This window comes from Sulfitobacter sp. DSM 110093, from assembly GCF_022788715.1.
Classification (GTDB): Bacteria; Pseudomonadota; Alphaproteobacteria; order Rhodobacterales; family Rhodobacteraceae; genus Sulfitobacter.
In genome coordinates this window covers 1,773,634-1,794,422 of record NZ_CP085167.1, presented here as the reverse complement: position 1 = coordinate 1,794,422, position 20,789 = coordinate 1,773,634, and the positions used below count along the sequence as shown (strand labels likewise).

Below are 20,789 nucleotides of genomic sequence, written 5' to 3'. Positions count from 1 at the left end.
CGGCTGTTACATTTCACCTCTAGGGTCGGGCACAACGCCCGAGCCGGAGGTCGCCGTGAGGCAAGAGATCGTAACGTCCGCCCGTGATATCAGCTATGCCCATTCCGCCCGCACAGTGGGCGGGAGGGCCCTGATCCGGTTAATGGAAAACACCACTGGCCGGGTTTCCCTGCTGAAACGCGCCGAGGGCTATCAAGACGATTTGGCAGCCGGGCATGGGTTCTTTGACGCGATGGCGCGACGCTGCGGTCTGTCACTGGATGTGATACGCGGATCGCTTGATAATATCCCGTCCAGCGGCCCAGTTATTCTGATCGCCAACCACCCCTATGGCATCCTTGATGGGTTGATGTTGGGGCATATCCTCAGCCAGACCCGTCCAGGTTTCCGCATTATGGCAAATTCCGTCTTCAGCCGCGCGCCGGATTTGTCGAAGTATTTGCTACCGATCAGCTTTGGCGAAGACCGCGACGCTTTGGCGGTCAATCTTGCCACCCGCCGCACGGCTTTGAAGTATCTTGAACAAGGCGGCGCCATTGGCATTTTCCCCGGTGGCACAGTCAGCACTGCGGCACGGCCCTTCTCGCAACCGATGGATCCGGGCTGGCGCAGTTTCACGGCGCGGATGATCGCCAAATCCAACGCCACGGTCGTGCCGATCTACTTTGACGGACACACCAGCCGACTGTTCCAAATCGCCAGCCATCTGCATGCCAATCTGCGAATGGGGCTGCTGATCAAAGAGTTCCGCGCCCGTGTCGATACGCCTGTGCGGGTGGCCATTGGTGCGCCAATCACGCGCGCGGCCCTTGACCCGCTTGCGGGGGACGCAAAAGCGATGATGGATTTCCTGCGCAAAGCCACTTATGAGTTGTCACCAAAGCCGGGCCAGTATCAGGGTCTTGGCTATGAGTTTGAGGAACGGCATAGAGCCGACAGGTGACGACAGACCATGGCAGTTGGTATTTTCGATTCGGGGCTGGGCGGGCTGACCGTCTGGAATAAGGTGCAAGAACGGCTGCCGGAGGTGGATTTTGTCTATCTCGCTGACAGCGCCCATGCGCCTTACGGTGTGCGCAACGCCGATGACATCTATGATTTGACCTGCGCTGCCGTGCAGCGGCTATTTGATGCGGGCTGCGATCTGGTGATCCTTGCTTGCAACACTGCCTCTGCCGCCGCGCTGCGGCGCATGCAGGAGGGTTGGATTCCCCGTGATAAACGGGTGCTGGGTGTATTCGTGCCCTTGATTGAGGCGATGACTGAACGCCAATGGGGGGACAATTCCCCGCCGCGTGAAGTGGCCGTGAACCATGTGGCGTTGTTTGCCACCCCCGCGACTGTGGCCAGCCGTGCGTTTCAACGCGAATTGTCATTCCGCGCCATCGGTGTGGACGTCGAGGCGCAAGCCTGCGGCGGGGTGGTCGATGCCATTGAAGAGGGCGACATGATTTTGGCCGAGGCGTTGGTGCGCAGCCATGTCGATGCGCTGAAACGCAAGATGCCCGATCCAGACGCGGCAATTTTGGGCTGTACCCACTATCCGCTGATGCAAGAGGCATTTCAGGCGGCTTTGGGGGCCAAGGTAAAGGTGTTTAGCCAAGCCGAATTGGTCGCGGATTCGCTAGCGGACTATCTTGAACGGCATCCGGCGATGATGGGCAGTGGCGAGGCGGCGTTTCTCACCACGGGCGATCCCGCCCGCGTAAGCGACCGTGCGACGCAGTTCTTGCGACGACAAATCACATTCACTGCCGCCTAAACTCCAATTACATTTCGTTCCGAACAAGGGGACACTCTATGACCCAGAACATCGCCATTCTCGGCGCCTCCGGCTATACCGGGGCAGAACTTATCCGGTTGATTGCCGGCCATTCATCCATGCAGATCAAAGCTTTGGGGGCCAACTCTAAGGCGGGTCAAAGCATGAAGGATGTCTTTCCGCATCTGCGCCATCTTGAGCTGCCAACACTCGTTACCATCGACGAAATCGACTTTTCGCAGATTGATCTATGTTTCTGCGCGTTGCCGCATAAGACCAGCCAAGAGGTGATCGCGGCCCTCCCGAAAGATTTGAAGATCGTCGATCTTTCTGCCGATTTCCGTCTGCGCGATCCTGAGATATATGCCAAATGGTACGGCAATGAACATGCCGCCATCGATCAGCAGAAAGAGGCGGTCTATGGGCTGACCGAATTCTACCGCGAAGAAATTGCAGCGGCGCGGCTTGTGGCCGGCACCGGCTGCAACGCCGCCACGGGCCAATTCGCGCTGCGTCCGCTGATCGCCGCAGGGGTGATTGATCTGGATGACATCATTTTGGACCTGAAATGCGCTGTGTCCGGGGCAGGGCGCTCGCTCAAGGAAAATCTGCTACATGCTGAGTTAAGCGAAGGCTATCACGGCTACGCGCTTGGCAGTACGCACCGCCATTTGGGTGAGTTCGACCAAGAGTTTTCAGCCGTGGCCGGGCGCCCCGTTCAGGTGCAGTTCACCCCGCATCTGGTGCCTGCGAACCGCGGTATCTTGGCGACGTGTTATGTCAAAGGTGATGCGCAGGTCATTCATGAGACGATGCAAAAAGCCTATGCCGACGAGCCTTTCATCGAGGTACTGCCCTTTGGCGAAGCGCCCAGCACGCGGCATGTGCGCGGCTCGAACTTCTGTCACGTCGGTGTCGTGGCCGACCGCCAGACGGGGCGTGCCACAGTTGTCGCCGCCCTTGATAATCTGACCAAGGGTTCCAGTGGGCAAGCGTTGCAGAATGCAAACCTGATGCTGGGCCTGCCAGAGACTGAGGGGCTGATGATGGCCCCACTTTTCCCGTGAGTTCGCGATGAAAAGCCTGAAAAAACAGCGACGCATCCAGATCATCGCCGTCGCTGCGGTGGCCTTGGTGCTGTCGACCGCGTTGATCGGCTATGCGCTGCGCGACGGCATCAACTACTTCCGCGCGCCTAGCCAAGTGATCGCCGAACCGCCCGGCCCGGCAGAGGTCTTTCGCATCGGCGGGCTGGTTGAGGAAGGCTCCCTTAAACGGGGACAGGGTGAGGCGATTCGCTTTGCCGTAACGGATGGCGGTGGGACCGTGCCGGTGGTGTTCACGGGTGTTCTGCCTGACCTGTTTGAAGAGAACCAAGGCATGGTCGGCACCGGGCGTTATGTGGATGGTGTCTTTGAAGCCTCTGAAATCCTTGCGAAACATGACGAAACCTACATGCCCAAAGAAGTGACGGACGCGCTAAAAGAACAAGGCGTTTACCGCGATCCTGAGGGTTGATCTTCACGCAACGCGCGGCCCCCTGAGCCTGCGTTAACCCATCCGGCCGAGCCTGTTTTAAAGTTGAACAGGAGCGCCTGCCATGCAGTCAGTCCAAGAAATCGCCAGTGCCATCGTGGCGCGTGAGGGCGGATTTGTGAATGATCCCGATGATCCGGGTGGGGCCACGAATTTTGGCGTGACGATCCATACAATGCGCCGATTGGGGCTGGATCTGACGGGCGACGGGCGGGTCGATACCTTGGACGTGCGCCGCCTAAGCCGGGCGCAGGCCGTCGACATTTTCGTCAGGCACTACTTCAACGCACCACGCATTGCGGAACTGCCCGTCCCGCTACAGCCGAGCGTTTTTGACATGTATGTTAATGCAGGCAGCAATGCGGTGAAGATCCTACAGCAACTGTTGCGCGAAATGGGGCAGGACATCGTGGTTGACGGTGCCATCGGGCCACAAACCATTCGCGCCTCCCATGCCGGGTTAACCGCCGCCCCCGATCATATGGTCGACGCCTACGGCATTGCGCGGCGCAACTACTACTTTCGTCTGGCCGACCGCCGCCCTGCCAGCCGCAAATACGCGCGTAGCCGCGCAGGCGGCAAAGGCGGATGGATCCGCCGGGCCGAAGAGTTCATCACGCCGCACTACCACATGACCGACGCGGCATTCGCACAAAGGGTGGCACAATGGGGTTAATCGAACGCATTTTTACAACTGTCTTTGGTGGGGAGCGAAATGTGATCCGCGACACGGTTGAGGTCTTTCGTGAGAATGCCGAGGCCGGGGCGCAGCGTGCCCATGTGGTGCAGGGCCAAGCGATGGCCCAATATGGGGCGGAGTTTGCGCATCCTCGGCAGGGTGGATTTGACCGTTTCATGGATGGGATGAACCGCCTGCCGCGCCCGATGTTGGCGCTTGGGACCTTGGGGTTGTTCGTCACCGCCATGGTCAACCCGCTGTGGTTTGCCGAACGAATGCAGGGCATCGCATTAGTGCCCGAGCCGTTGTGGTGGCTTTTGGGTGTGATCGTGTCGTTCTACTTTGGTGCGCGGCAGCAGGTGAAATCGCAAGAGTTTCAGCGCGCTATAGTCGGCAGCATCGCGCGGGTGCCGCAGGTGGTCGAGAATATTGATGCCCTGCGTGAACTGCGTGCCGACACCCCGCGTGTGGCCGATACGGGTGGCGACACGCGGCTTGCCCTTGCGGCGGCCGAACCTACGGATAATCCTGCGCTTGATGCATGGCGCCGGAGCCACGCCTGACTGCGACCGATTGACCAGATTTCACGTTTGATTTGCCATGGCTTAGGGGGCGCACGCCGCATATAGTCCGGCCCATGATTACAGAGCTTGGACATTTCGCGCTGGTGCTCGCCTTTGGCGTGGCGCTGGTACAGATGGTGGTGCCGATGTGGGGCGCTTGGCGGGGCCGTGCGGGTTGGATGGCGGTGGCCGAACCGGCGGCGGCGGCGCAATTTATCCTGATTGCGCTGTCCTTTGGCGCGTTGATGTGGGCCTTCGTCACCTCGGATTTCAGCCTGCAACTGGTGGTGGCTAACAGCCATTCCGCCAAGCCGATGCTCTACAAAATCAGCGGCACATGGGGCAACCACGAAGGGTCGATGTTGCTGTGGGTGCTGATCGTGGCGCTGTTTGGCGCGATGGCTGCATGGTTTGGCGGCAACCTGCCGCCCAGCCTGCGGGCGCGGGTGCTGTCGGTGCAGGCGGCGATTGGCGTAGCCTTTCTCGCGTTTATCCTCTTTACGTCTAATCCATTCTTGCGCATGGGAACGCCGCCCTTCGACGGGCAGGATTTGAACCCGCTGCTGCAAGATCCGGGCTTGGCCTTTCACCCTCCATTTTTGTATCTCGGCTATGTCGGCCTCAGCATGGCGTTCAGCTTTGCCGTGGCGGCGTTGATTGAGGGGCGCGTTGACGCGGCTTGGGGCCGTTGGGTGCGCCCGTGGACTTTGGCGGCTTGGGTGTTCCTGACCATCGGCATCGCGCTTGGGTCTTGGTGGGCCTATTATGAGCTTGGCTGGGGCGGTTTCTGGTTCTGGGATCCGGTCGAGAACGCCTCCTTCATGCCGTGGCTCTTGGCAGCAGCTTTGTTGCATTCTGCTATCGTTGTGGAAAAGCGCGAGAGCCTGAAGAGCTGGACTATCCTTCTGGCGATCTTGGCCTTTGGGTTTTCGCTGATTGGCACGTTTATCGTGCGTTCCGGGCTGCTGACCTCTGTTCACGCCTTTGCCAATGACCCCGAGCGTGGGGTGTTTATCCTTGCCATTCTCGGGTTTTTCACCGGCGGTGCGCTGCTGCTGTACTCATTTCGTGCGTCAGCGCTTGAGGCCAAGGGCGTCTTTGGCCTGCTCAGCCGCGAAACCGCTTTGGTGGTAAACAATCTGTTGCTGGCGGTCGCCTGTTTCGTGGTCTTTGTTGGCACAATGTGGCCGCTGGTGGCCGAGATGTTCCTTGATCGCAAACTCAGTGTCGGGCCGCCGTTCTTTAACGCCGCGTTTACCCCTTTCATGGTAGCGCTTGGGCTGATCCTTCCTATTGGCTCTGCTATGCCGTGGAAACGGGCCAAGATTATGCGTGCCATCTATCCGCTGCGCTATGTCTTTGTGCTGGCGGTGGCGCTTGGGGGGCTGGCCTTTGCAATGCAATCTGGGCGCGGGCTGTTGGGGCCTGTGGGCATGTTCCTCGGCGCTTGGCTGATCATGGGCACGGTGGTTGACGTGATGCAGCGCCTTGGCCGGGGGCCGGGCAAACTTGCACGCCTGCGCCGATTGCCGCGTGCTGATTGGGGCAAGGCCACCGCACATGGGGGGCTGGGCATTACCATGGCGGGGATCGCGGGGCTGATGGCTTGGGCTGTGGATGACATCCGTGTGGCCCAAATCGACGACCCTTTCGAAGTGGGCAGCTATACGCTGACCCTGCAAGATGTGAGTGAGGAACGCGGACCGAACTATTTGACCACTATCGCCACACTCTCGCTCGCGCAGGACGGCAAGACAATTGCGACACTTCGGCCAGAGAAACGTTTTTACCCCGTCGCCCAGATGCCCACGACCGAGGCAGCGATCGACTATAACCTCGCGCGCGATGTCTATGTGGTGATCGGCGACGCGCAGGACGGCGGCGGTTGGGCCGTGCGGACCTATATCAAACCGATGACCAATTGGATTTGGATCGGCTGTGCGCTGATGGCCCTTGGCGGGGCTTTGAGCCTAAGCGATCGACGTTTCCGTGTTGCGGCTGGCGCACGCAAGCAACCTGTGGGAGTGCCTGCGGAATGAAGCGTTTGCTGTTGATCCTGACCCTGTTGGCAAGCCCGCTTTGGGCGGTACAGCCCGACGAGGTGTTGGACGATCCCGCCCTAGAAGCCCGCGCGCGGGAGTTGAGCCAAGGGCTGAGATGCCTAGTCTGTCGAAACGAGAGCATTGATGAAAGCAACGCAAGCCTTGCCCGCGACCTGCGCATTCTTCTGCGGGAACGGCTGGTTGTGGGTGACAGCAACGAAGAGGCCGTTAATTTCATCGTTTCCCGCTATGGCGAATATGTACTTTTGAGCCCCCGCGCCACCGGAGCGAATTGGCTGCTTTGGGGGGCAGGGCCGCTGATGCTCTTGCTGGCCGGGGGACTGGGAGCCGTCTATCTGCGCGGTCGTGCGCGCGGCAAAACCGCGACCGAAGCGCCACTTTCACCTGAAGAAGAAGCCCGCCTGCGCGACATTCTCGACGGCTGACGCCCGGTTGCACTGGCAGTAGGACCTTCCTTTGATATGCTGCGGTCAAGCAATTGAGGATATCAAGATGGACTATGAAACGATCACCTATGCGCTGACCGATGGTGTTGCGCTGATCACGCTGAACCGTGCTGACAAGATGAACGCGCTGACAACGCAGATGCGGGCTGAGTTGACCCATGCGGTGACCAAGGGTGGGCGTGAAAGGCGCGTGGTGGTCCTTACAGGAGCCGGGCGGGCCTTTTGTTCTGGGCAGGATCTGGCAGATCGGGCAGGCGGCGTGGCTGACCTAGAGAAAACTCTGCGCGAAGAATATGCGCCTCTGCTGCGGGCCATCATTGATTGCCCCGTGCCGACGATCGCCGCTGTGAATGGCCCAGCCGCAGGGGCAGGCGCGAATATCGCGCTGGCGGCAGACGTCGTATTCGCCAGTGAGAGCGCTTATTTCATGCAGGCATTTACCCGTATTGGCCTGATTCCTGACGCGGGCGGCACCTATGCGCTGCCACGGCAGATGGGCATGGCCAAAGCCATGGGGGCAGCGCTTTTTGCCGATAAGATCACCGCGCAGCAGGCCGATGATTGGGGTATGATTTGGCAGGCGGTGCCGGATGCGGAATTTGATGCCCATTGGCGTGGCAAGGCAGCTCAATTGGCCGCCGGGCCAACAGCAGCCTATGCCGAGGCGAAAAAAGCGATCCGCGCTTCTTGGGACAATGGCTTGGAAGATCAGCTGTCGTTAGAGGCCGAAGCCCAGGGTCGTTGTGGTAAATCGCATGATTTCGCTGAAGGTGTCGCGGCCTTTACCCAGAAACGCAGCCCAAAGTTTGAGGGTCGGTAACGGCTAGCGCGAACGTTCGACCAAAAGGACATCATCAGCCGAGGGCGCCGGGCCACTGGCCCGCGCCACCACCGCCACGGCGACCCCATCCGCAAGCACCGTATGAACCGAGTTCGAGACCCGCGCTATGGTGATCTGTGGCGGGGTCTGACCTTTGTCATAGACCACCGCGATCTGATCACAGTCATGCAGCGTGTCGGGCACCAGCGCGCCTTGCGGGCCGGGTACATCACCGGCCTTTGTCGGCGTAAGCCCGGTGGCGCAGTCCCAGCGAAGGCCTTTGGTCCGATCTGATGCGGTCATCGCGCGTTCCTTCGTCACGGCGTGCTGTAAAGCAGCCATAAACTTTCAATAATTCCGAGTGGGATCACGCCGAGATGCGGGTGCCTAGACTGTCCGAGGCACCGACGCCATCACGCCTTTCCCACCCCGAAAAGACGTCTTGGTTTCAAGCTAACTTTGATGTGGAAATCTCGTCAAGCACTTGGGGGCTATTGTCACGCGGCGAGAAACAGTGCCGCAATTTGGCCGTATTTATCGCCCCGGTGTTTCGAAACTGGCAAAGCGCTTGGAAACATTAACTGATTTTCAGACACATTGCCCACTGACCACAAAAACACCCGGAACGGGCCGATTCGGAAAAGCCCTATCAGCGTAGAAGACTGGGCTGTGATTGTTGCCCCAAGGTCAACAACGCCGGGTCCTGCGATATATTGAAAAGCAGCTCTAAATGCGAAACGCCCCGGAGGTCCGGGGCGTCTGCTAAGTCTTGAAATGTGCAGTTCAGCGGTTTTCGATGTCGACGTAATCGCGTTTATCTTCGCCGAGATACAGCTGGCGCGGGCGGCCAATTTTAAGCTGCGGATCGCTGATCTGTTCTTTCCACTGCGAGATCCAACCAACAGTCCGCGCAAGGGCGAAGATGGGCGTGAACATCGATGTGGGGAAGCCCATAGCTTCAAGAATGATGCCCGAGTAGAAGTCGACGTTCGGGAAAAGCTTCTTCTCCGCGAAATACGGGTCTTCCAACGCGGCTTTTTCCAGTTCTTTGGCGACCTGAAGGATCGGGTTGTTCTCGACCCCCATCAGTTCCAGAACTTCGTCGGCGCTTTCCTTCATCACGGTCGCGCGCGGGTCATGGTTTTTGTAAACGCGGTGACCAAAGCCCATCAGACGGAACGGATCGTTCTTGTCTTTGGCGCGGGCGATGAACTCAGGAATGCGATCAGGCGTGCCGATTTCTTTCAGCATCTCGAGGCAGGCTTGGTTTGCACCACCATGCGCCGGCCCCCAGAGGCAGGCGATGCCAGCAGCGATACAAGCGAAGGGGTTGGCGCCCGAAGAAGACGCCAAACGCACGGTCGAGGTCGAGGCGTTCTGCTCGTGATCCGCGTGGAGGGTAAAGATCCGGTCCATGGCGCGGCTCAGGATCGGGTTTACCTCATGATCTTCTGCCGGAACGGCAAAGCACATGCGCAGGAAGTTCGACGCATAGTCCAGATCATTGCGCGGATATACGAACGGCTGACCGATAGTGTATTTATAGGCCATTGCCGCAATCGTCGGCATCTTGGCGATCAATCGGATCGTCGCGACTTCGCGCTGGTGCTCATCGTTGATGTCGGTGCTGTCGTGATAGAAAGCCGACATCGCGCCGACCACACCGACCATGATGGCCATTGGATGCGCATCGCGGCGGAAACCACGGAAGAAATTCATCATCTGTTCGTGCAGCATGGTGTGGTTGGTCACCAAGCATTCGAACTCTTCCAAGGCTTTGGGGCCGGGCAGTTCACCGTATAGGAGCAGGTAGCATACTTCGAGGTAGTGCGATTTGCTCGCCAGTTGTTCGATCGGATAGCCACGATGCAACAGCACGCCTTTGTCACCGTCGATGAAAGTAATCGTGCTGTCGCAGGCCGCCGTCGAGGTGAACCCCGGGTCATAGGTAAAGACACCCGCCTGCGCATAGAGCTTGCGAATATCGACAACATCGGGGCCGTCGGTGGGGCTGTGAATCGGTAGATCGTAGCTTTGATCGCCGATCGTCAGCGTTGCAGTTTTATTGTTATTGGTCATTAAATCCCTTCCCGAATGTAGGCTGCGGAGATGTGCTCCGCCGTCTGGGTCTAGCCCCAAATGGGGCTGTCCCGTTCAGTTATAACCAGCCGCCCAAAGAAGTGTTAAACCAAAACTTAGGCCGCGGCGTCTGTCAGTCGGGCAAGGGTTTCATCGCGCCCCAGCACCAACATCATGTCAAAAACCGATGGGGTGACTGCCCTGCCAGCCAAAGCCGCCCGAAGGGGCCCCGCCAGCTTGCCGAATTTGGTGTCATGCGCGGCAGCAAAACCGTTCAGTACCTCCTCCAGCGTTTCCTTGTTCCAGCTAGCATTTTGCAATTGCGGCGTCAATTCCGACAGTATGCCACGGGATACCGTATCGAGATTTTTTGCCGCTTTCTCATCAGGGGTGATTGGGCGCTCGGTCAAAACAAATGTTGCTTTTTCAAGTAGTTCCGGAAATGTCTTCGCGCGATCTTTGAGGCAGTACATCGCCTGCTCCAAACCCTCGGCTTGGGGTGCCGTAAGGGCAGGCAGACCAGCGGCCTCCAGATAGGCTTCGATTTCGCGCCGCAGCGCGGCATCATCGGCTTGCGCGATATGCTGCCCGCAAAGGTTTTCCAGCTTTTTCAGGTCAAACTGCGCGGGGCTTTTGCGGATACCGTCAAGGTCAAACCACTCCTGCGCCTGTGCGTCGGTAAAGAATTCGTCATCCCCATGGCTCCACCCCAGCCGCGCGAGATAATTGCGCATGCCAGCGGCCGGAAAGCCCATTACCTGATATTCCTGCGCGCCCAATGCGCCGTGACGTTTCGACAGTTTCTTGCCATCCGCGCCGTGGATCAGCGGGATATGCGCCCAAACCGGCACGTCCCAGCCCATAGCCTCATAGATCATCATCTGCCGCGCGGCGTTGTTGAGGTGATCATCACCGCGCACCACGTGGGTCACGCCCATATCGTGATCGTCCACCACCACGGCGAGCATATAAACCGGTGTACCGTCCGAGCGCAGCAGGATCATATCGTCGAGCTGGTCGTTGCGGATGGTGACATCCCCCTGAACCTGATCGCGGATCACGGTAGTACCTCCCAGCGGTGCCTTGATTCGGATCACATAGGGCGCGTCAGGGTGGCTGGCCGGATCGGCGTCGCGCCATGGCGACCGGTAAAGCGTGCTGCGCCCCTCTGCCTTGGCTGCTTCGCGGAAGGCGTTAATTTCGTCTTGTGAAGCAAAGCACTTGAATGCTTTGCCTGCCGCAAGCAGCTCGTTCGCCACTTCGGCGTGGCGCGGTGCATTTTCAAACTGGCTGACGATCTCGCCGTCGTGGTCCAAACCCAGCCATGCCATGCCTTTAAGAATCGCTTCGGTCGCTTCGGGGGTGGAGCGCGCACGGTCGGTGTCTTCGATCCGAAGCAGGAATTTGCCGCCCCGCCCGCGCGCGTAGAGCCAGTTAAACAAGGCGGTACGGGCCCCGCCGATGTGCAGGAACCCGGTGGGAGAAGGGGCGAAACGGGTTACAACGGGGGCGTTCATGACGGTAGGCCTTTCGGTCAGAGATATGGCGCTTGGGTGGTGTTTACCATTTGGTAACCACCCCGGTCCTAGGATTTGATGTCTATCTACCCAGTGCGATCCGCGGGGGCAAGCATGGGCCTTTTGAACCACTTTAGCGCCATCATGCGCCATCAGCGGGGGCATCTATTTGGCTGGGTTCCGGTCTGTCTTGCGATCGGAATTGGGTGGTTCTTTTCCTTGCCGATGGAGCCTTCTTTGCCGCTCCTTTGGGCAGTGGCGCTTGCCGTTGCAGGGCTGGGGGGGATCGCACGGGCGTTGCCCGAAAGTGTCTCGCCCTTTGCAATTGCTGTGGCTTTGATCCTTCTCGGCCTGCTTCTTGCTGCCTTTCGCGCACATTCCATGACGGCCCCGGTGCTCGGCTGGCGCTATTACGGGGCGGTTGAAGGGCGGGTCGTTGCCTTGGACCGAAGCCAATCTGATGCGCCCCGCGTTACCCTTGATCAGGTTCGGCTGGACCGTGTGCCGCCCGCACTGACCCCGACGAGGGTACGGGTGTCATTACATTCCCAAACCCCCGGCTCCATCCAACCTACCCCCGGCATGCGGGTGATGACGACGGCACACCTATCGCCCCCCGCCGGCCCGGTAGAACCGGGTGGCTTCGACTTCCAGCGTCATGCGTGGTTTGCCGGATTGGGCGCGGTCGGCTACACGCGGGTGCCACTTTTGGGCATTGCCCCGCCGATCATGGGGGAACCTGCTCTCGTGTTGTTTCGCCTTCGCATGAACGCTTCAGCCCGTGTGCGACAGCATCTGCCCGGCGACGTCGGCGGTTTCGCGGCTGCCATCACCACTGGCGATCGCAGCGCCATCTCTCAGGAAGCACTGCAAGACCTGCGCAGCAGTAATCTCGCACATTTATTGGCAATCTCTGGGTTGCATATGGGCCTGCTCAGCGCGGTTGTCTTTGGCGCGATGCGTCTGATGCTGGCCCTACATCCGATCACGGCGACCCGCTGGCCCAGCCGCAGCATTGCTGCTGGCGCGGCGCTGATTGCCGCCACCGGTTACCTTGCGCTGTCCGGCGGCAATGTCGCGACCGAGCGCGCCTATGTCATGTGCGCGGTTGCCTTATGCGCACTGATGATTGGCCGTCGTGCCATTTCGCTTCGTGCGGTAGCAGTGGCGGGGATCATCGTCTTGGCTTTGCGCTCCGAAGCCCTCACGGGGCCGGGGTTTCAGATGTCATTCGCGGCCACAACGGCGCTTGTCGCAGTCTTCGGTTGGATGCGTGATTTTGAGGGGACGGTGATCCCGCAGCGCTTGCGCCCGATCGTGGCGGTGGTGATTTCTTCGGCAGTCGCCGGGTTCGCAACGGCACCAATTTCCGCTGCCCATTTCAACACGGTTTCGCATTACGGGCTGATCGCCAATCTACTGTCGGTTCCGCTCATGGGCGTCTTGGTGATCCCAGCAGCCGTATTGGCCGCTATGTTGGCTCCTTTTGGCGTGGAGGGGCTCCCACTTTGGGCAATGGGCCTTGGCTTGCGCTGGATCCTTGCCGTTTCAGAAGCGGTATCAGGCCTAGCTGGCGCGCGTAGTTTCGTTCCGGGGCCGGGGGGCTGGGTGCTGCCGTTGTTGGCGCTCGGATTTCTATGGTTGCTGCTGTGGCAAGGGCGCTTGCGGTGGCTGGGATGCCCCGCGATGGTGCTTTCCCTCATTCTTTGGCACGGAGTGGTGCGACCTGACATACTGGTCGCCGATACCGGCACGCTTGTAGGGGTTATGACCTCAAAGGGTAGAGCGCTAAGCAAAGAAAAAGGCGCAGGGTTCATTGCGCGAAATTGGCTGGAAAACGATGGCGAAGGCGTAGACCAAACTGTCGCTGCTGAACGGTGGACAGATATTGATGCGGGCATCATTCACCTTTCGGGAAAGCGGGCCGTTGCAGCATTCAGCGGCTGTCACCCCGGTGACATCGTGATCGCCTCGGCTGAAGTGGATGCAGCCCAGCAATGGGGTTGCCTGGTCTTTGATCCCATCCGATTGCGGGTAACAGGCGCTCTCGCGCTCAGAAAAACGCCCGAGGGCTGGCAGATCACCACGGCAAGAGAATACGCCGGAGCGCGTATGTGGAACACCAAGCCAAAGCGACGGGCAGGGCGTCAGTAGGTTCGGATCAACCCAACAAGTCGACCTTGAACCTTCACTTTGTCAGAGGGCAGTACACGGGTCTCATAAGCGGCATTAGCGGCTTCCAAAGCGACCGATGAGCCTTGTCTCCGGAAGCGTTTTAGCGTTGCCTCCTGATCCTCAACCAACGCGACCACGATATCACCGTTGTCGGCGACAGAGGTTTCACGGATCACCACGACGTCACCATCGTTAATCCCGGCTTCGATCATCGAGTCGCCGCGTACTTCAAGAGCGTAATGCTCCGCCTGACCGGCGATCATACCGCCCGGCACAGTGACACTGTGAGAGACTTGCGAGATCGCCTCAATCGGAACACCAGCAGCAATCCGGCCCATAACCGGTACGTCAAAGGCATGATGCGCCGTGACCGGTTGTGCAGCGGCGGGCGGTGGGCTGTCAGGGCGGTCCCCATCAATAACGCGGGGGGCAAAACCCGGGGCACCGCCAAGGCTCTCGGGCAGCTTAACAACTTCGATTGCGCGCGCACGGTGGGCAAGTCGGCGAATAAAACCGCGTTCTTCTAACGCCGTGATCAATCGGTGGATGCCTGATTTTGACCGCAGATCGAGAGCCAGTTTCATTTCATCAAAGCTTGGCGGTACTCCGTCACGTTGCACGCGCTGATGAATAAAAGACAGCAAATCAAGTTGTTTTTTGGTCAGCATCACACGGCCCCTGAACATTCTACATTGGTTTGTTCTAGGGATGTTCTTGTTTTGTGTCAACCTTAGGTTCGCGCTAAATCAAGATGTACTGCTGCAGTTCGCCAATATCTTGCGCCGGATCGCGAGGCGGGCGGATCATCAACGCATCCGCCTGCGCAAGTACGGAAAGAAGCGAAGAATCTTGTCGTTCATCTGGGTAAAGCGCACCGTCCCGAAGGGTTGCACGCATGTAGTGAGCGCGCGGCCCATTCGTATCCATTGCGCGCCCAAGGGGTGCGCTCCGGATGGGTGCGTTGACCTCATTTAATCCTAACATACGACGCAGCATTGGTAACACGAAGACTACGCCGCAAACCATTGCAGATACAGGGTTTCCAGGGAGGCCAATCATTGCCGTGCCGTTGATACGTCCCGCCATCAAAGGTTTGCCGGGACGCATAGCGACTTTGTAAAAGGCTTGCTCCATCCCAAGTTCGGCGGCGACCGGGCCGATTAGGTCGTGGTCACCGACAGACGCGCCGCCAATGGTCACAATCAGATCCGCATCCCGAGCTAATGCAAGTGCTTGCTTTAACGAGGCCACGGTATCCCGTGCAATAGGGAGCATGCGCACTTCGGCCCCCGCATCCTCAAACATGGCGGCAAGGCCGTAGCTGTTGGAGGCGATGATTTGATCAGGGCCGGGAGCTTCGCCCGGTTGCACCAACTCGTCCCCAGTGGCGAGGATCGCGATGATCGGTTTGCGGATTACCGGCACATTCGCGACGTTCATGGCGGCGAGCAGAGCAATATCTGCGGGCCGCAGGATACGCGGGGCGGTCAGTTGCTCGCCCATGGTGAAATCGCCGCCGGCGGGACGGATGTTATCTTTGGTATCAACCCGGTGGCCGAGAGTGATAAGGTTGCCACGCCGAGTTACATCTTCTTGGATAACGACAAAATCAGCACCTTTTGGGACAGGTGCCCCGGTGAAGATGCGTACGGCCTGACCCGCGCGCAGCGTGCCCGCGTATCCATGCCCCGCCGCGGCCTCGCCAACGACTTTGAACATCGCATCGGGTTCAACCTCGGCGCGTCTTAGGGCGTAACCGTCCATCGAAGATGCGGCGAAAGGGGGCTGGCTGCGTTGTGCGGTCACGGGGTGCGCCAGAACACGCCCATTGGCGGCGCGTAGGGCAACGTTTTCGGTATCTAGCGGCTCAACGAGGTCCAGAACGGCTTCTAGCGCCTCTTCGATACTGATCATGTCGCCTCGTAACGGCCTGATTTACCGCCTTCTTTCAAAACAACGCGTGTGCCACCAATTTCCATTGCCTTATCTACGGCTTTCGCCATGTCATAGACAGTGAGTGCGGTGACAGAAGCCGCTGTCAGCGCCTCCATCTCCACACCGGTTTGGCCGGTGGTCTTGACGGTGGCAACTATGCGAACGCCGGGAAGGCTGGCGTCGGGAGTAAGCTCTACGCTGACCTTGGTGATCGGCAGCGGATGGCATAGGGGGATTAGGTCAGCGGTCCGTTTGGCCGCCATGATCCCGGCAAGTCGCGCAACGGCCAGAACATCGCCTTTTTTTGCCCTTCCTTCAGTAATGATATCAAAGGTTTCGGCGGACATCTTGATGTAGCTCTCAGCTTTGGCGACACGTGATGTGACGGCCTTATCCGACACATCGACCATATGTGCGTCGCCCTCAACATCGAAATGTGTCAGCGCCATTACATGCCTCCGGGGATAAGCGGGCTGGCCAACAGATCGCGGGTGGCCTGTTCGATATCCGCCTGCCGCATGAGGCTTTCGCCGATCAAGAAACACCGCGCGCCGTATATCGCCATATCGGCAAGATCAGCTGGGGTATAAAGGCCGGATTCGCAAACCAGCATCCGGTCGGGCGGGACGGCCTCTGACAGTTCACGCGTTACATCAAGAGATGTCTCGAAGGTATTGAGATTGCGGTTATTAATTCCGATCATCCGGCTTGTCAGTTTCTCGGCTCGCTTAAGCTCGGCGGCGTCGTGCACTTCAATCAGCGCGTCCATTCCCCAATCTTGGGCAGTCTGTTCCAGCTCTGCTGCCTGCGCGTCAGATACTGATGCCATGATGATAAGAATACAGTCTGCGCCAAGGCTCCGGGCTTCGGCGACCTGATAGGGGTCATAAAGGAAATCTTTGCGCAGCACTGGCAGGTCGCAGGCGGCGCGAGCGTCGACCAAAAACTCTTTGGCACCCTGAAAGCTTGGTGTGTCGGTCAGCACTGAAAGGCAGGTTGCCCCACCCGCGGCATAAGCGCGCGCGAGGGCGGCTGGCTCAAAATCTTCGCGGATCAACCCTTTGGAAGGGCTCGCCTTTTTGATCTCTGCGATAAGGCCATACCCTTCGCGAGAAGCTTCGTGCAGGCGCTGTGCGAATGGGCGGACGGGGGGCGCGGCCCGGGCGGCAGCCTCAACGTCAGCTTGCGATTTTTCGGCCTTTGCAGCGGCGATTTCGTCCAGCTTATAGGCTTTGATCTTTTCCAGTATTGTGGCGGTCATGGCATCCTCACGGGTTTGTCCAATGTATGGCGGGCTTGCCTTGGCGCTGCAACCAATCATTCACCCGGCTGAAGGGGCGCGAGCCGAAGAAGCCCCGTCGCGCAGATAGCGGTGAGGGGTGTGGTGTCTCAACTTTAAGGTTCTGAACGGGATCAACCTGTGCTGCAGTTTTTTGAGCCTGCGCCCCCCAAAGCAAATAGGCGCGGGGCCGATCAGAGAGCCGCGTAAGCACCTGAGCCGTCAGCGTTTGCCAGCCGAGTTTCGCGTGGCCATTCGCATCGCCTGCAGGCACGGTTAGAACATCGTTCAGCAACAAGACACCTTGGTCAGCCCAGAAACGTAAATCGGGGCTCTGAGGTGACGCACCAACATCATCCTGTAATTCTTTGAAAATATTGCCTAATGATCTCGGTATGGGGCGTACGTCTGGTTCGGCAGAGAAGGCGTAACCATGGGCATGTCCCGGTGTGGGATAGGGATCTTGGCCTAGGATGACTACTTTAACAGCATCCGGCTGAAGATGCTCTAACGCAGCGAAAATTTGTGGACGGGGAGGCAAAATCTCACGCGGATCAGCAGCGATCTTTTCTGCGATGCCGGGCCAAGCCTCTGAGAAAAAAGGTAGTTTGGCCCAGTCGCCTAGGGCGTCGCGGTCTAGATCAGTCATTTTGACTGGCTGATACGGGCCACTTGTTCGATGCGACTCCGCGCAGCGCCGCTGTCGATGCTCTCCCGTGCAATCTCAACGCCGGATTTAAGATCGGGTGCCACATCGGCAACCACTAGCGCCGCCGCTGCATTCAGCAAAACGGCGTCGCGGTAACCCGATGGAACTCCATCAAGCAGGGCATTGAAATGTTTAGTATTTTCGGCAGGTTCACCCCCAGCGATTGCCTCGAAAGGATGGACGGGCAGGCCCGCGTCTTCGGGGTGTAGTTCACGCTGGTTAACCGCGCCATTTTCCAGTGCGGCGACCCAGCTAACACCAGTGATGGTCAACTCATCAGTTCCGTCAGAGCCATGCACGAGCCAAGCTTTCTCGGAGCCGAGCTGTTTTAGCGTCAGCGCCATCGGTTCGATCAGGTCACGTGTATAGGCACCGGTCAACTGGCGCTTCACCCCTGCGGGATTGGTAAGCGGGCCAAGGATGTTAAAGATCGTGCGAGTGCCAAGCTCTGACCGGGTCGGCATGACATGGGCGACCGCGGGGTGATGCATGGGGGCCATCATGAAGCCTATGCCTGCTTCGGCCAGTTCACGCTCGACCACCGCGGGGCCGACCATGACGTTGATGCCCAACTGAGTTAGCGCGTCTGACGCGCCGGATTTCGAACTCAGATTGCGGTTGCCGTGTTTTGCCACGATTGCCCCGGCGCCCGCTGCGACAAAAGCGGCGGCAGTAGAGATGTTCAGCGTGCCCTTGCCATCACCGCCGGTGCCAACGATGTCGATCGCCCCTTCGGGCGCATGCACGGCATTGCATTTGCTGCGCATGACCTTTGCGGCGGCGGCGTATTCGGTCACTGTTTCGCCCCGCGTCCGGAGCGCCATTAAAAAGCCGCCGATTTGGCTGGGCGTCGCTTCGCCTTCAAATAGAATTTCAAAGGCTTCAACAGCTTGGTCCGAGGTCAGAGGCCCATTGGCCGCGGCGTCCAATAGGGGTTTTAGCGCAGCGCTCATGCTGTGACCTTCATCTCATTCAGGAAGTTTTGCAGCAGGGCATGGCCATGCTCGGAACGGATCGATTCCGGGTGGAACTGCACGCCGTGCAGGGGCAATTCACGGTGTTGCAGGCCCATTATCGTGCCGTCATCAAGCGACGCAGTGACTTCAAGACAGTCCGGCAGGCTTGCGCGTTCGACCACAAGCGAGTGATAGCGCGTGGCACCAAAGGGCGAGGGCAGCCCGGCAAAGACGCCGCGCCCCTCATGTTGCATCTGGCCAAGTTTGCCATGCACGATATCATCAGCGCGCACGACTTTGCCGCCAAAGGCTTGGCCAAGCGTCTGATGACCAAGACACACGCCCAAAAGCGGCACGCGCGCCTTGGCGGCGGCATGGGTGAGATCTAGGCAAATTCCCGCTTGATCGGGGTCACAGGGGCCGGGAGACAGCAAGATACCGGCGGGGTTCATAGACATCGCTTCATCCACGCTAAGCGCATCATTGCGGTGCACCTGCACATCCGCGCCGAGGCTGCCCAGGTAATGAACCAAATTATAGGTAAAGCTGTCGTAGTTATCGATGAGCAGCAGCACAGGCAGGCATTTCTTTGTATTTGGACTGGAGAAACCGCGCCGGAGCGCGGTATAGGTTTTCGCATACATGTTCAGGCTTGAACCCCATCGTCAAGAGTTTGGGGCAAGCCAATTGAGGGATCGCCGGGCTTTCTGGCCGTGGCGCAGACAGCAGGAGTAGCGCAGATGGCACGCGGAATTCTAAGCGGGCTGATTTGGGGCGGTGTGGCCAGCATCGGTGTCGCCGGTGCGGTGTCGCTGATGGCGCCTTTGCCGCTGCCGCCAGAGGTGGGCGATGCGCCCGGCGCTGGCACTGCACCGGCGCGGGTCAATGTGACAGATGCAGGCGAACAGAGGGGCAGCAGGGATACCGCGCCGGTGCTTAACGCGCCCGCGCCGCGTGCTGATCTGCCAGAGCAGGACAGTCTTGCCGCGCTTGACCCTGACACACAGACTTCGGCCAGCCTGCCCGAAACGGGCAGCGCCGAAGGGTTAAGCACGCCCGCAGCGCCTGAAGGGCAAACGCCGACATCTCCCGGCGCGGAAGAGCCGGTCCTGCCTAACCCGCAGGCGATGGCGCCCGGCGTGCCGCAGCCTGTGGACGAGCTTTCGATCAGCACCGAACCCGCGCAGCCGCCCGCACCCGAAGTGACCGATATCGAAGGGGCTTTTGATGCGCCTGAAGGGATGGAGGCGCCGGACACTGACGAGGCAGAGGCGATTACACTGCCGGCTGAAGAGTTGCCGCCAGAGGAGACTGCCCAAGCGGAGCCAGAGCAAACCCCGGAGGAATCCGAGGTCGCAGAGGTTGAGCCTGCGACAGAGCCAGAGAGCATTGCCCCTACGGAGGAGCCTGAGACAGCCGAAGTGACACCATTACCGGATGAGGCTCCTACAGAAAGCCGACCCGTGATCGGCACCCCCGTCGGCACTTTGACCGATCGGGAGACTGGCGTCGTGATTAACCGCCCCGGAGCCGAAGCAAGTGAAGAGGTTTCTGAAGCCGCAGAAACTGTCGAGGAAGACCCGCGTCCAATTGTTGCCAACAGCCTTGCCAATGAGCAGCCCGAGGGCAAACCGCTGATGAGCGTCGTACTGATCGACGATGGCACCTCGGTCACCGCAGGAAACGCCGGATTGGCCGCGCTGCGCAGTTTTCCCTATCCGTTAAGCTTTGCCGTGGATAGTAGCTTGCCTGATGCCGCCGAGCGGGTGGAAACCTATCGCGAAGCTGGATTTGAGGTGCTGGCGCTGGTTGATCTGCCTGAGGGCGCGCAGCCGAGTGATGCGGAAACCGCCTTTGCCGCCACGCTTGATCGGATCGGTCCCGTAGTGGGTGTGCTGGAAGGGACCGAAAGCGGCTTTCAAGGCAGCCGCGCCTTGGCAGATCAGGTGACGGATATCCTTGCGCAATCAGGTCACGGTCTGGTTACGCAAGATAAAGGGCTTAACACCATGCCCAAGCTCGCGCGGAAGGCGGGCGTGCCTGCGGACCCCGTGTTTCGTGATTTTGACAGCAGTGATCAAACCGCGCGGGTGATCCGGCGATTCCTTGATCAAGCGGCATTCAAAGCTGGGCAAGAGGGGGCGGTGATTATGCTGGGCCGCCTGCGGCCCGATACCGTCTCGGCGCTGCTTCTCTGGGGATTGCAGGACCGGGCAAGTGACGTGGCCTTGGTTCCGATCTCTACAGTGCTGCTGCGCGAGGAGTGATCT

Annotated in this window: 21 protein-coding genes; 11 read left to right on the top strand and 10 right to left on the bottom strand. The window is 59.3% G+C overall.

Translation table 11 applies throughout. The features are described 5' to 3' along the window. Positions 1–55 precede the first annotated feature (55 nt). The 9 genes from DSM110093_RS08785 (at position 56) to DSM110093_RS08745 (ending at position 7,869) form a co-directional block, all read left to right on the top strand. Positions 56–943 (top strand): lysophospholipid acyltransferase family protein, encoded by an 888-nt coding sequence (locus DSM110093_RS08785; RefSeq protein ID WP_243264700.1) that lies wholly within the window; start codon positions 56–58, stop codon positions 941–943. 9 nt (positions 944–952) lie between these two features. Then, positions 953–1,762: an aspartate/glutamate racemase family protein gene (locus tag DSM110093_RS08780; protein ID WP_243264699.1), complete on the top strand. Its 810-nt coding sequence runs from the start codon at positions 953–955 to the stop codon at positions 1,760–1,762. Positions 1,763–1,800: 38 nt separating this feature from the next. Further along, on the top strand, positions 1,801–2,829 hold the full coding sequence (gene argC / locus DSM110093_RS08775) for an N-acetyl-gamma-glutamyl-phosphate reductase (protein ID WP_243264698.1): 1,029 nt from the start codon (positions 1,801–1,803) through the stop codon (positions 2,827–2,829). Positions 2,830–2,836: 7 nt separating this feature from the next. Further along, a complete protein-coding gene (gene ccmE, locus DSM110093_RS08770; protein WP_243264697.1) occupies positions 2,837–3,280 on the top strand; it encodes a cytochrome c maturation protein CcmE in 444 nt (147 codons plus the stop codon). An 82-nt stretch (positions 3,281–3,362) separates the two neighbouring features. Further along, entirely contained in the window at positions 3,363–3,974 is a 612-nt protein-coding gene (locus DSM110093_RS08765) for a holin-associated N-acetylmuramidase (RefSeq protein ID WP_243264696.1), read from the top strand. Then, a complete protein-coding gene (locus DSM110093_RS08760) occupies positions 3,965–4,540 on the top strand; it encodes a holin family protein (RefSeq protein ID WP_243264695.1) in 576 nt (191 codons plus the stop codon). Before DSM110093_RS08765 ends, DSM110093_RS08760 begins: the two co-directional genes overlap by 10 nt. Positions 4,541–4,614: 74 nt before the next feature. Continuing rightward, on the top strand, positions 4,615–6,579 hold the full coding sequence (locus DSM110093_RS08755) for a heme lyase CcmF/NrfE family subunit (protein WP_243264694.1): 1,965 nt from the start codon (positions 4,615–4,617) through the stop codon (positions 6,577–6,579). Then, positions 6,576–7,028 (top strand): cytochrome c-type biogenesis protein, encoded by a 453-nt coding sequence (locus tag DSM110093_RS08750; RefSeq protein WP_243264693.1) that lies wholly within the window; start codon positions 6,576–6,578, stop codon positions 7,026–7,028. The genes DSM110093_RS08755 and DSM110093_RS08750 overlap by 4 nt, the downstream gene beginning before the upstream one ends. A gap of 67 nt (positions 7,029–7,095) precedes the next feature. Next, positions 7,096–7,869 (top strand): enoyl-CoA hydratase-related protein, encoded by a 774-nt coding sequence (locus tag DSM110093_RS08745; protein ID WP_243264692.1) that lies wholly within the window; start codon positions 7,096–7,098, stop codon positions 7,867–7,869. A gap of 3 nt (positions 7,870–7,872) precedes the next feature. Here the strand turns inward: DSM110093_RS08745 and DSM110093_RS08740 are convergent, their stop codons facing one another. The 3 genes from DSM110093_RS08740 to gltX form a co-directional block, all read right to left on the bottom strand. Then, positions 7,873–8,172, bottom strand: coding sequence for a hypothetical protein (locus DSM110093_RS08740; protein WP_243264691.1), 300 nt, complete (start codon positions 8,170–8,172; stop codon positions 7,873–7,875). Between the two features lie 480 nt (positions 8,173–8,652). After that, positions 8,653–9,948, bottom strand: a complete 1,296-nt coding sequence (locus DSM110093_RS08735; RefSeq protein WP_093926047.1) for a citrate synthase — start codon at positions 9,946–9,948, stop codon at positions 8,653–8,655. A 116-nt stretch (positions 9,949–10,064) separates the two neighbouring features. Then, a complete protein-coding gene (gene gltX, locus DSM110093_RS08730) occupies positions 10,065–11,465 on the bottom strand; it encodes a glutamate--tRNA ligase (protein WP_243264690.1) in 1,401 nt (466 codons plus the stop codon). Between the two features lie 114 nt (positions 11,466–11,579). On the opposite strand from gltX, the gene DSM110093_RS08725 reads away from it, so the two are divergent. Then, positions 11,580–13,619, top strand: a complete 2,040-nt coding sequence (locus DSM110093_RS08725; RefSeq protein ID WP_243264689.1) for a ComEC/Rec2 family competence protein — start codon at positions 11,580–11,582, stop codon at positions 13,617–13,619. Here the strand turns inward: DSM110093_RS08725 and lexA are convergent. From lexA to DSM110093_RS08690, 7 genes are all read right to left on the bottom strand, one after another. Further along, positions 13,613–14,308, bottom strand: a complete 696-nt coding sequence (gene lexA / locus DSM110093_RS08720; protein WP_243264688.1) for a transcriptional repressor LexA — start codon at positions 14,306–14,308, stop codon at positions 13,613–13,615. The genes DSM110093_RS08725 and lexA overlap by 7 nt on opposite strands. Before the next feature lie 73 nt (positions 14,309–14,381). Continuing rightward, positions 14,382–15,554: a gephyrin-like molybdotransferase Glp gene (glp, locus tag DSM110093_RS08715; protein ID WP_243264687.1), complete on the bottom strand. Its 1,173-nt coding sequence runs from the start codon at positions 15,552–15,554 to the stop codon at positions 14,382–14,384. Continuing rightward, a complete protein-coding gene (gene moaC, locus DSM110093_RS08710) occupies positions 15,551–16,024 on the bottom strand; it encodes a cyclic pyranopterin monophosphate synthase MoaC (protein ID WP_243264686.1) in 474 nt (157 codons plus the stop codon). The genes glp and moaC overlap by 4 nt, the downstream gene beginning before the upstream one ends. Continuing rightward, on the bottom strand, positions 16,024–16,836 hold the full coding sequence (trpC, locus tag DSM110093_RS08705) for an indole-3-glycerol phosphate synthase TrpC (RefSeq protein WP_243264685.1): 813 nt from the start codon (positions 16,834–16,836) through the stop codon (positions 16,024–16,026). Before trpC ends, moaC begins: the two co-directional genes overlap by 1 nt. A gap of 7 nt (positions 16,837–16,843) precedes the next feature. Then, entirely contained in the window at positions 16,844–17,503 is a 660-nt protein-coding gene (locus tag DSM110093_RS08700; RefSeq protein WP_243264684.1) for a uracil-DNA glycosylase, read from the bottom strand. Beyond that, positions 17,500–18,516, bottom strand: a complete 1,017-nt coding sequence (trpD, locus tag DSM110093_RS08695; protein WP_243264683.1) for an anthranilate phosphoribosyltransferase — start codon at positions 18,514–18,516, stop codon at positions 17,500–17,502. The genes DSM110093_RS08700 and trpD overlap by 4 nt, the downstream gene beginning before the upstream one ends. Further along, the gene (locus DSM110093_RS08690; protein WP_243264682.1) at positions 18,513–19,094 is read right to left on the bottom strand and encodes an aminodeoxychorismate/anthranilate synthase component II; all 582 of its coding nucleotides are present in this window, start codon (positions 19,092–19,094) and stop codon (positions 18,513–18,515) included. Before DSM110093_RS08690 ends, trpD begins: the two co-directional genes overlap by 4 nt. Positions 19,095–19,259: 165 nt before the next feature. Here DSM110093_RS08690 and DSM110093_RS08685 point away from each other — a divergent pair, with 165 nt between their 5' ends. Further along, entirely contained in the window at positions 19,260–20,786 is a 1,527-nt protein-coding gene (locus DSM110093_RS08685; protein WP_243264681.1) for a divergent polysaccharide deacetylase family protein, read from the top strand. The last annotated feature ends 3 nt before the right edge of the window (positions 20,787–20,789 follow it).

Bases quoted from the DNA above. Each gene is read 5' to 3' on its own strand.
- trpC (WP_243264685.1), bottom strand. From the start codon at position 16,836: ATGACCGCCACAATACTGGAAAAGATCAAAGCCTATAAGCTGGACGAA.
- moaC (WP_243264686.1), bottom strand. From the start codon at position 16,024: ATGGCGCTGACACATTTCGATGTTGAGGGCGACGCACATATGGTCGAT.
- DSM110093_RS08740 (WP_243264691.1), bottom strand. From the start codon at position 8,172: ATGACCGCATCAGATCGGACCAAAGGCCTTCGCTGGGACTGCGCCACC.
- DSM110093_RS08685 (WP_243264681.1), top strand. From the start codon at position 19,260: ATGGCACGCGGAATTCTAAGCGGGCTGATTTGGGGCGGTGTGGCCAGC.
- lexA (WP_243264688.1), bottom strand. From the start codon at position 14,308: ATGCTGACCAAAAAACAACTTGATTTGCTGTCTTTTATTCATCAGCGC.
- DSM110093_RS08725 (WP_243264689.1), top strand. From the start codon at position 11,580: ATGGGCCTTTTGAACCACTTTAGCGCCATCATGCGCCATCAGCGGGGG.
- trpD (WP_243264683.1), bottom strand. From the start codon at position 18,516: ATGAGCGCTGCGCTAAAACCCCTATTGGACGCCGCGGCCAATGGGCCT.
- ccmE (WP_243264697.1), top strand. From the start codon at position 2,837: ATGAAAAGCCTGAAAAAACAGCGACGCATCCAGATCATCGCCGTCGCT.
- argC (WP_243264698.1), top strand. From the start codon at position 1,801: ATGACCCAGAACATCGCCATTCTCGGCGCCTCCGGCTATACCGGGGCA.
- glp (WP_243264687.1), bottom strand. From the start codon at position 15,554: ATGATCAGTATCGAAGAGGCGCTAGAAGCCGTTCTGGACCTCGTTGAG.
- DSM110093_RS08780 (WP_243264699.1), top strand. From the start codon at position 953: ATGGCAGTTGGTATTTTCGATTCGGGGCTGGGCGGGCTGACCGTCTGG.
- DSM110093_RS08750 (WP_243264693.1), top strand. From the start codon at position 6,576: ATGAAGCGTTTGCTGTTGATCCTGACCCTGTTGGCAAGCCCGCTTTGG.
- DSM110093_RS08755 (WP_243264694.1), top strand. From the start codon at position 4,615: ATGATTACAGAGCTTGGACATTTCGCGCTGGTGCTCGCCTTTGGCGTG.
- gltX (WP_243264690.1), bottom strand. From the start codon at position 11,465: ATGAACGCCCCCGTTGTAACCCGTTTCGCCCCTTCTCCCACCGGGTTC.
- DSM110093_RS08745 (WP_243264692.1), top strand. From the start codon at position 7,096: ATGGACTATGAAACGATCACCTATGCGCTGACCGATGGTGTTGCGCTG.
- DSM110093_RS08700 (WP_243264684.1), bottom strand. From the start codon at position 17,503: ATGACTGATCTAGACCGCGACGCCCTAGGCGACTGGGCCAAACTACCT.
- DSM110093_RS08735 (WP_093926047.1), bottom strand. From the start codon at position 9,948: ATGACCAATAACAATAAAACTGCAACGCTGACGATCGGCGATCAAAGC.
- DSM110093_RS08765 (WP_243264696.1), top strand. From the start codon at position 3,363: ATGCAGTCAGTCCAAGAAATCGCCAGTGCCATCGTGGCGCGTGAGGGC.
- DSM110093_RS08760 (WP_243264695.1), top strand. From the start codon at position 3,965: ATGGGGTTAATCGAACGCATTTTTACAACTGTCTTTGGTGGGGAGCGA.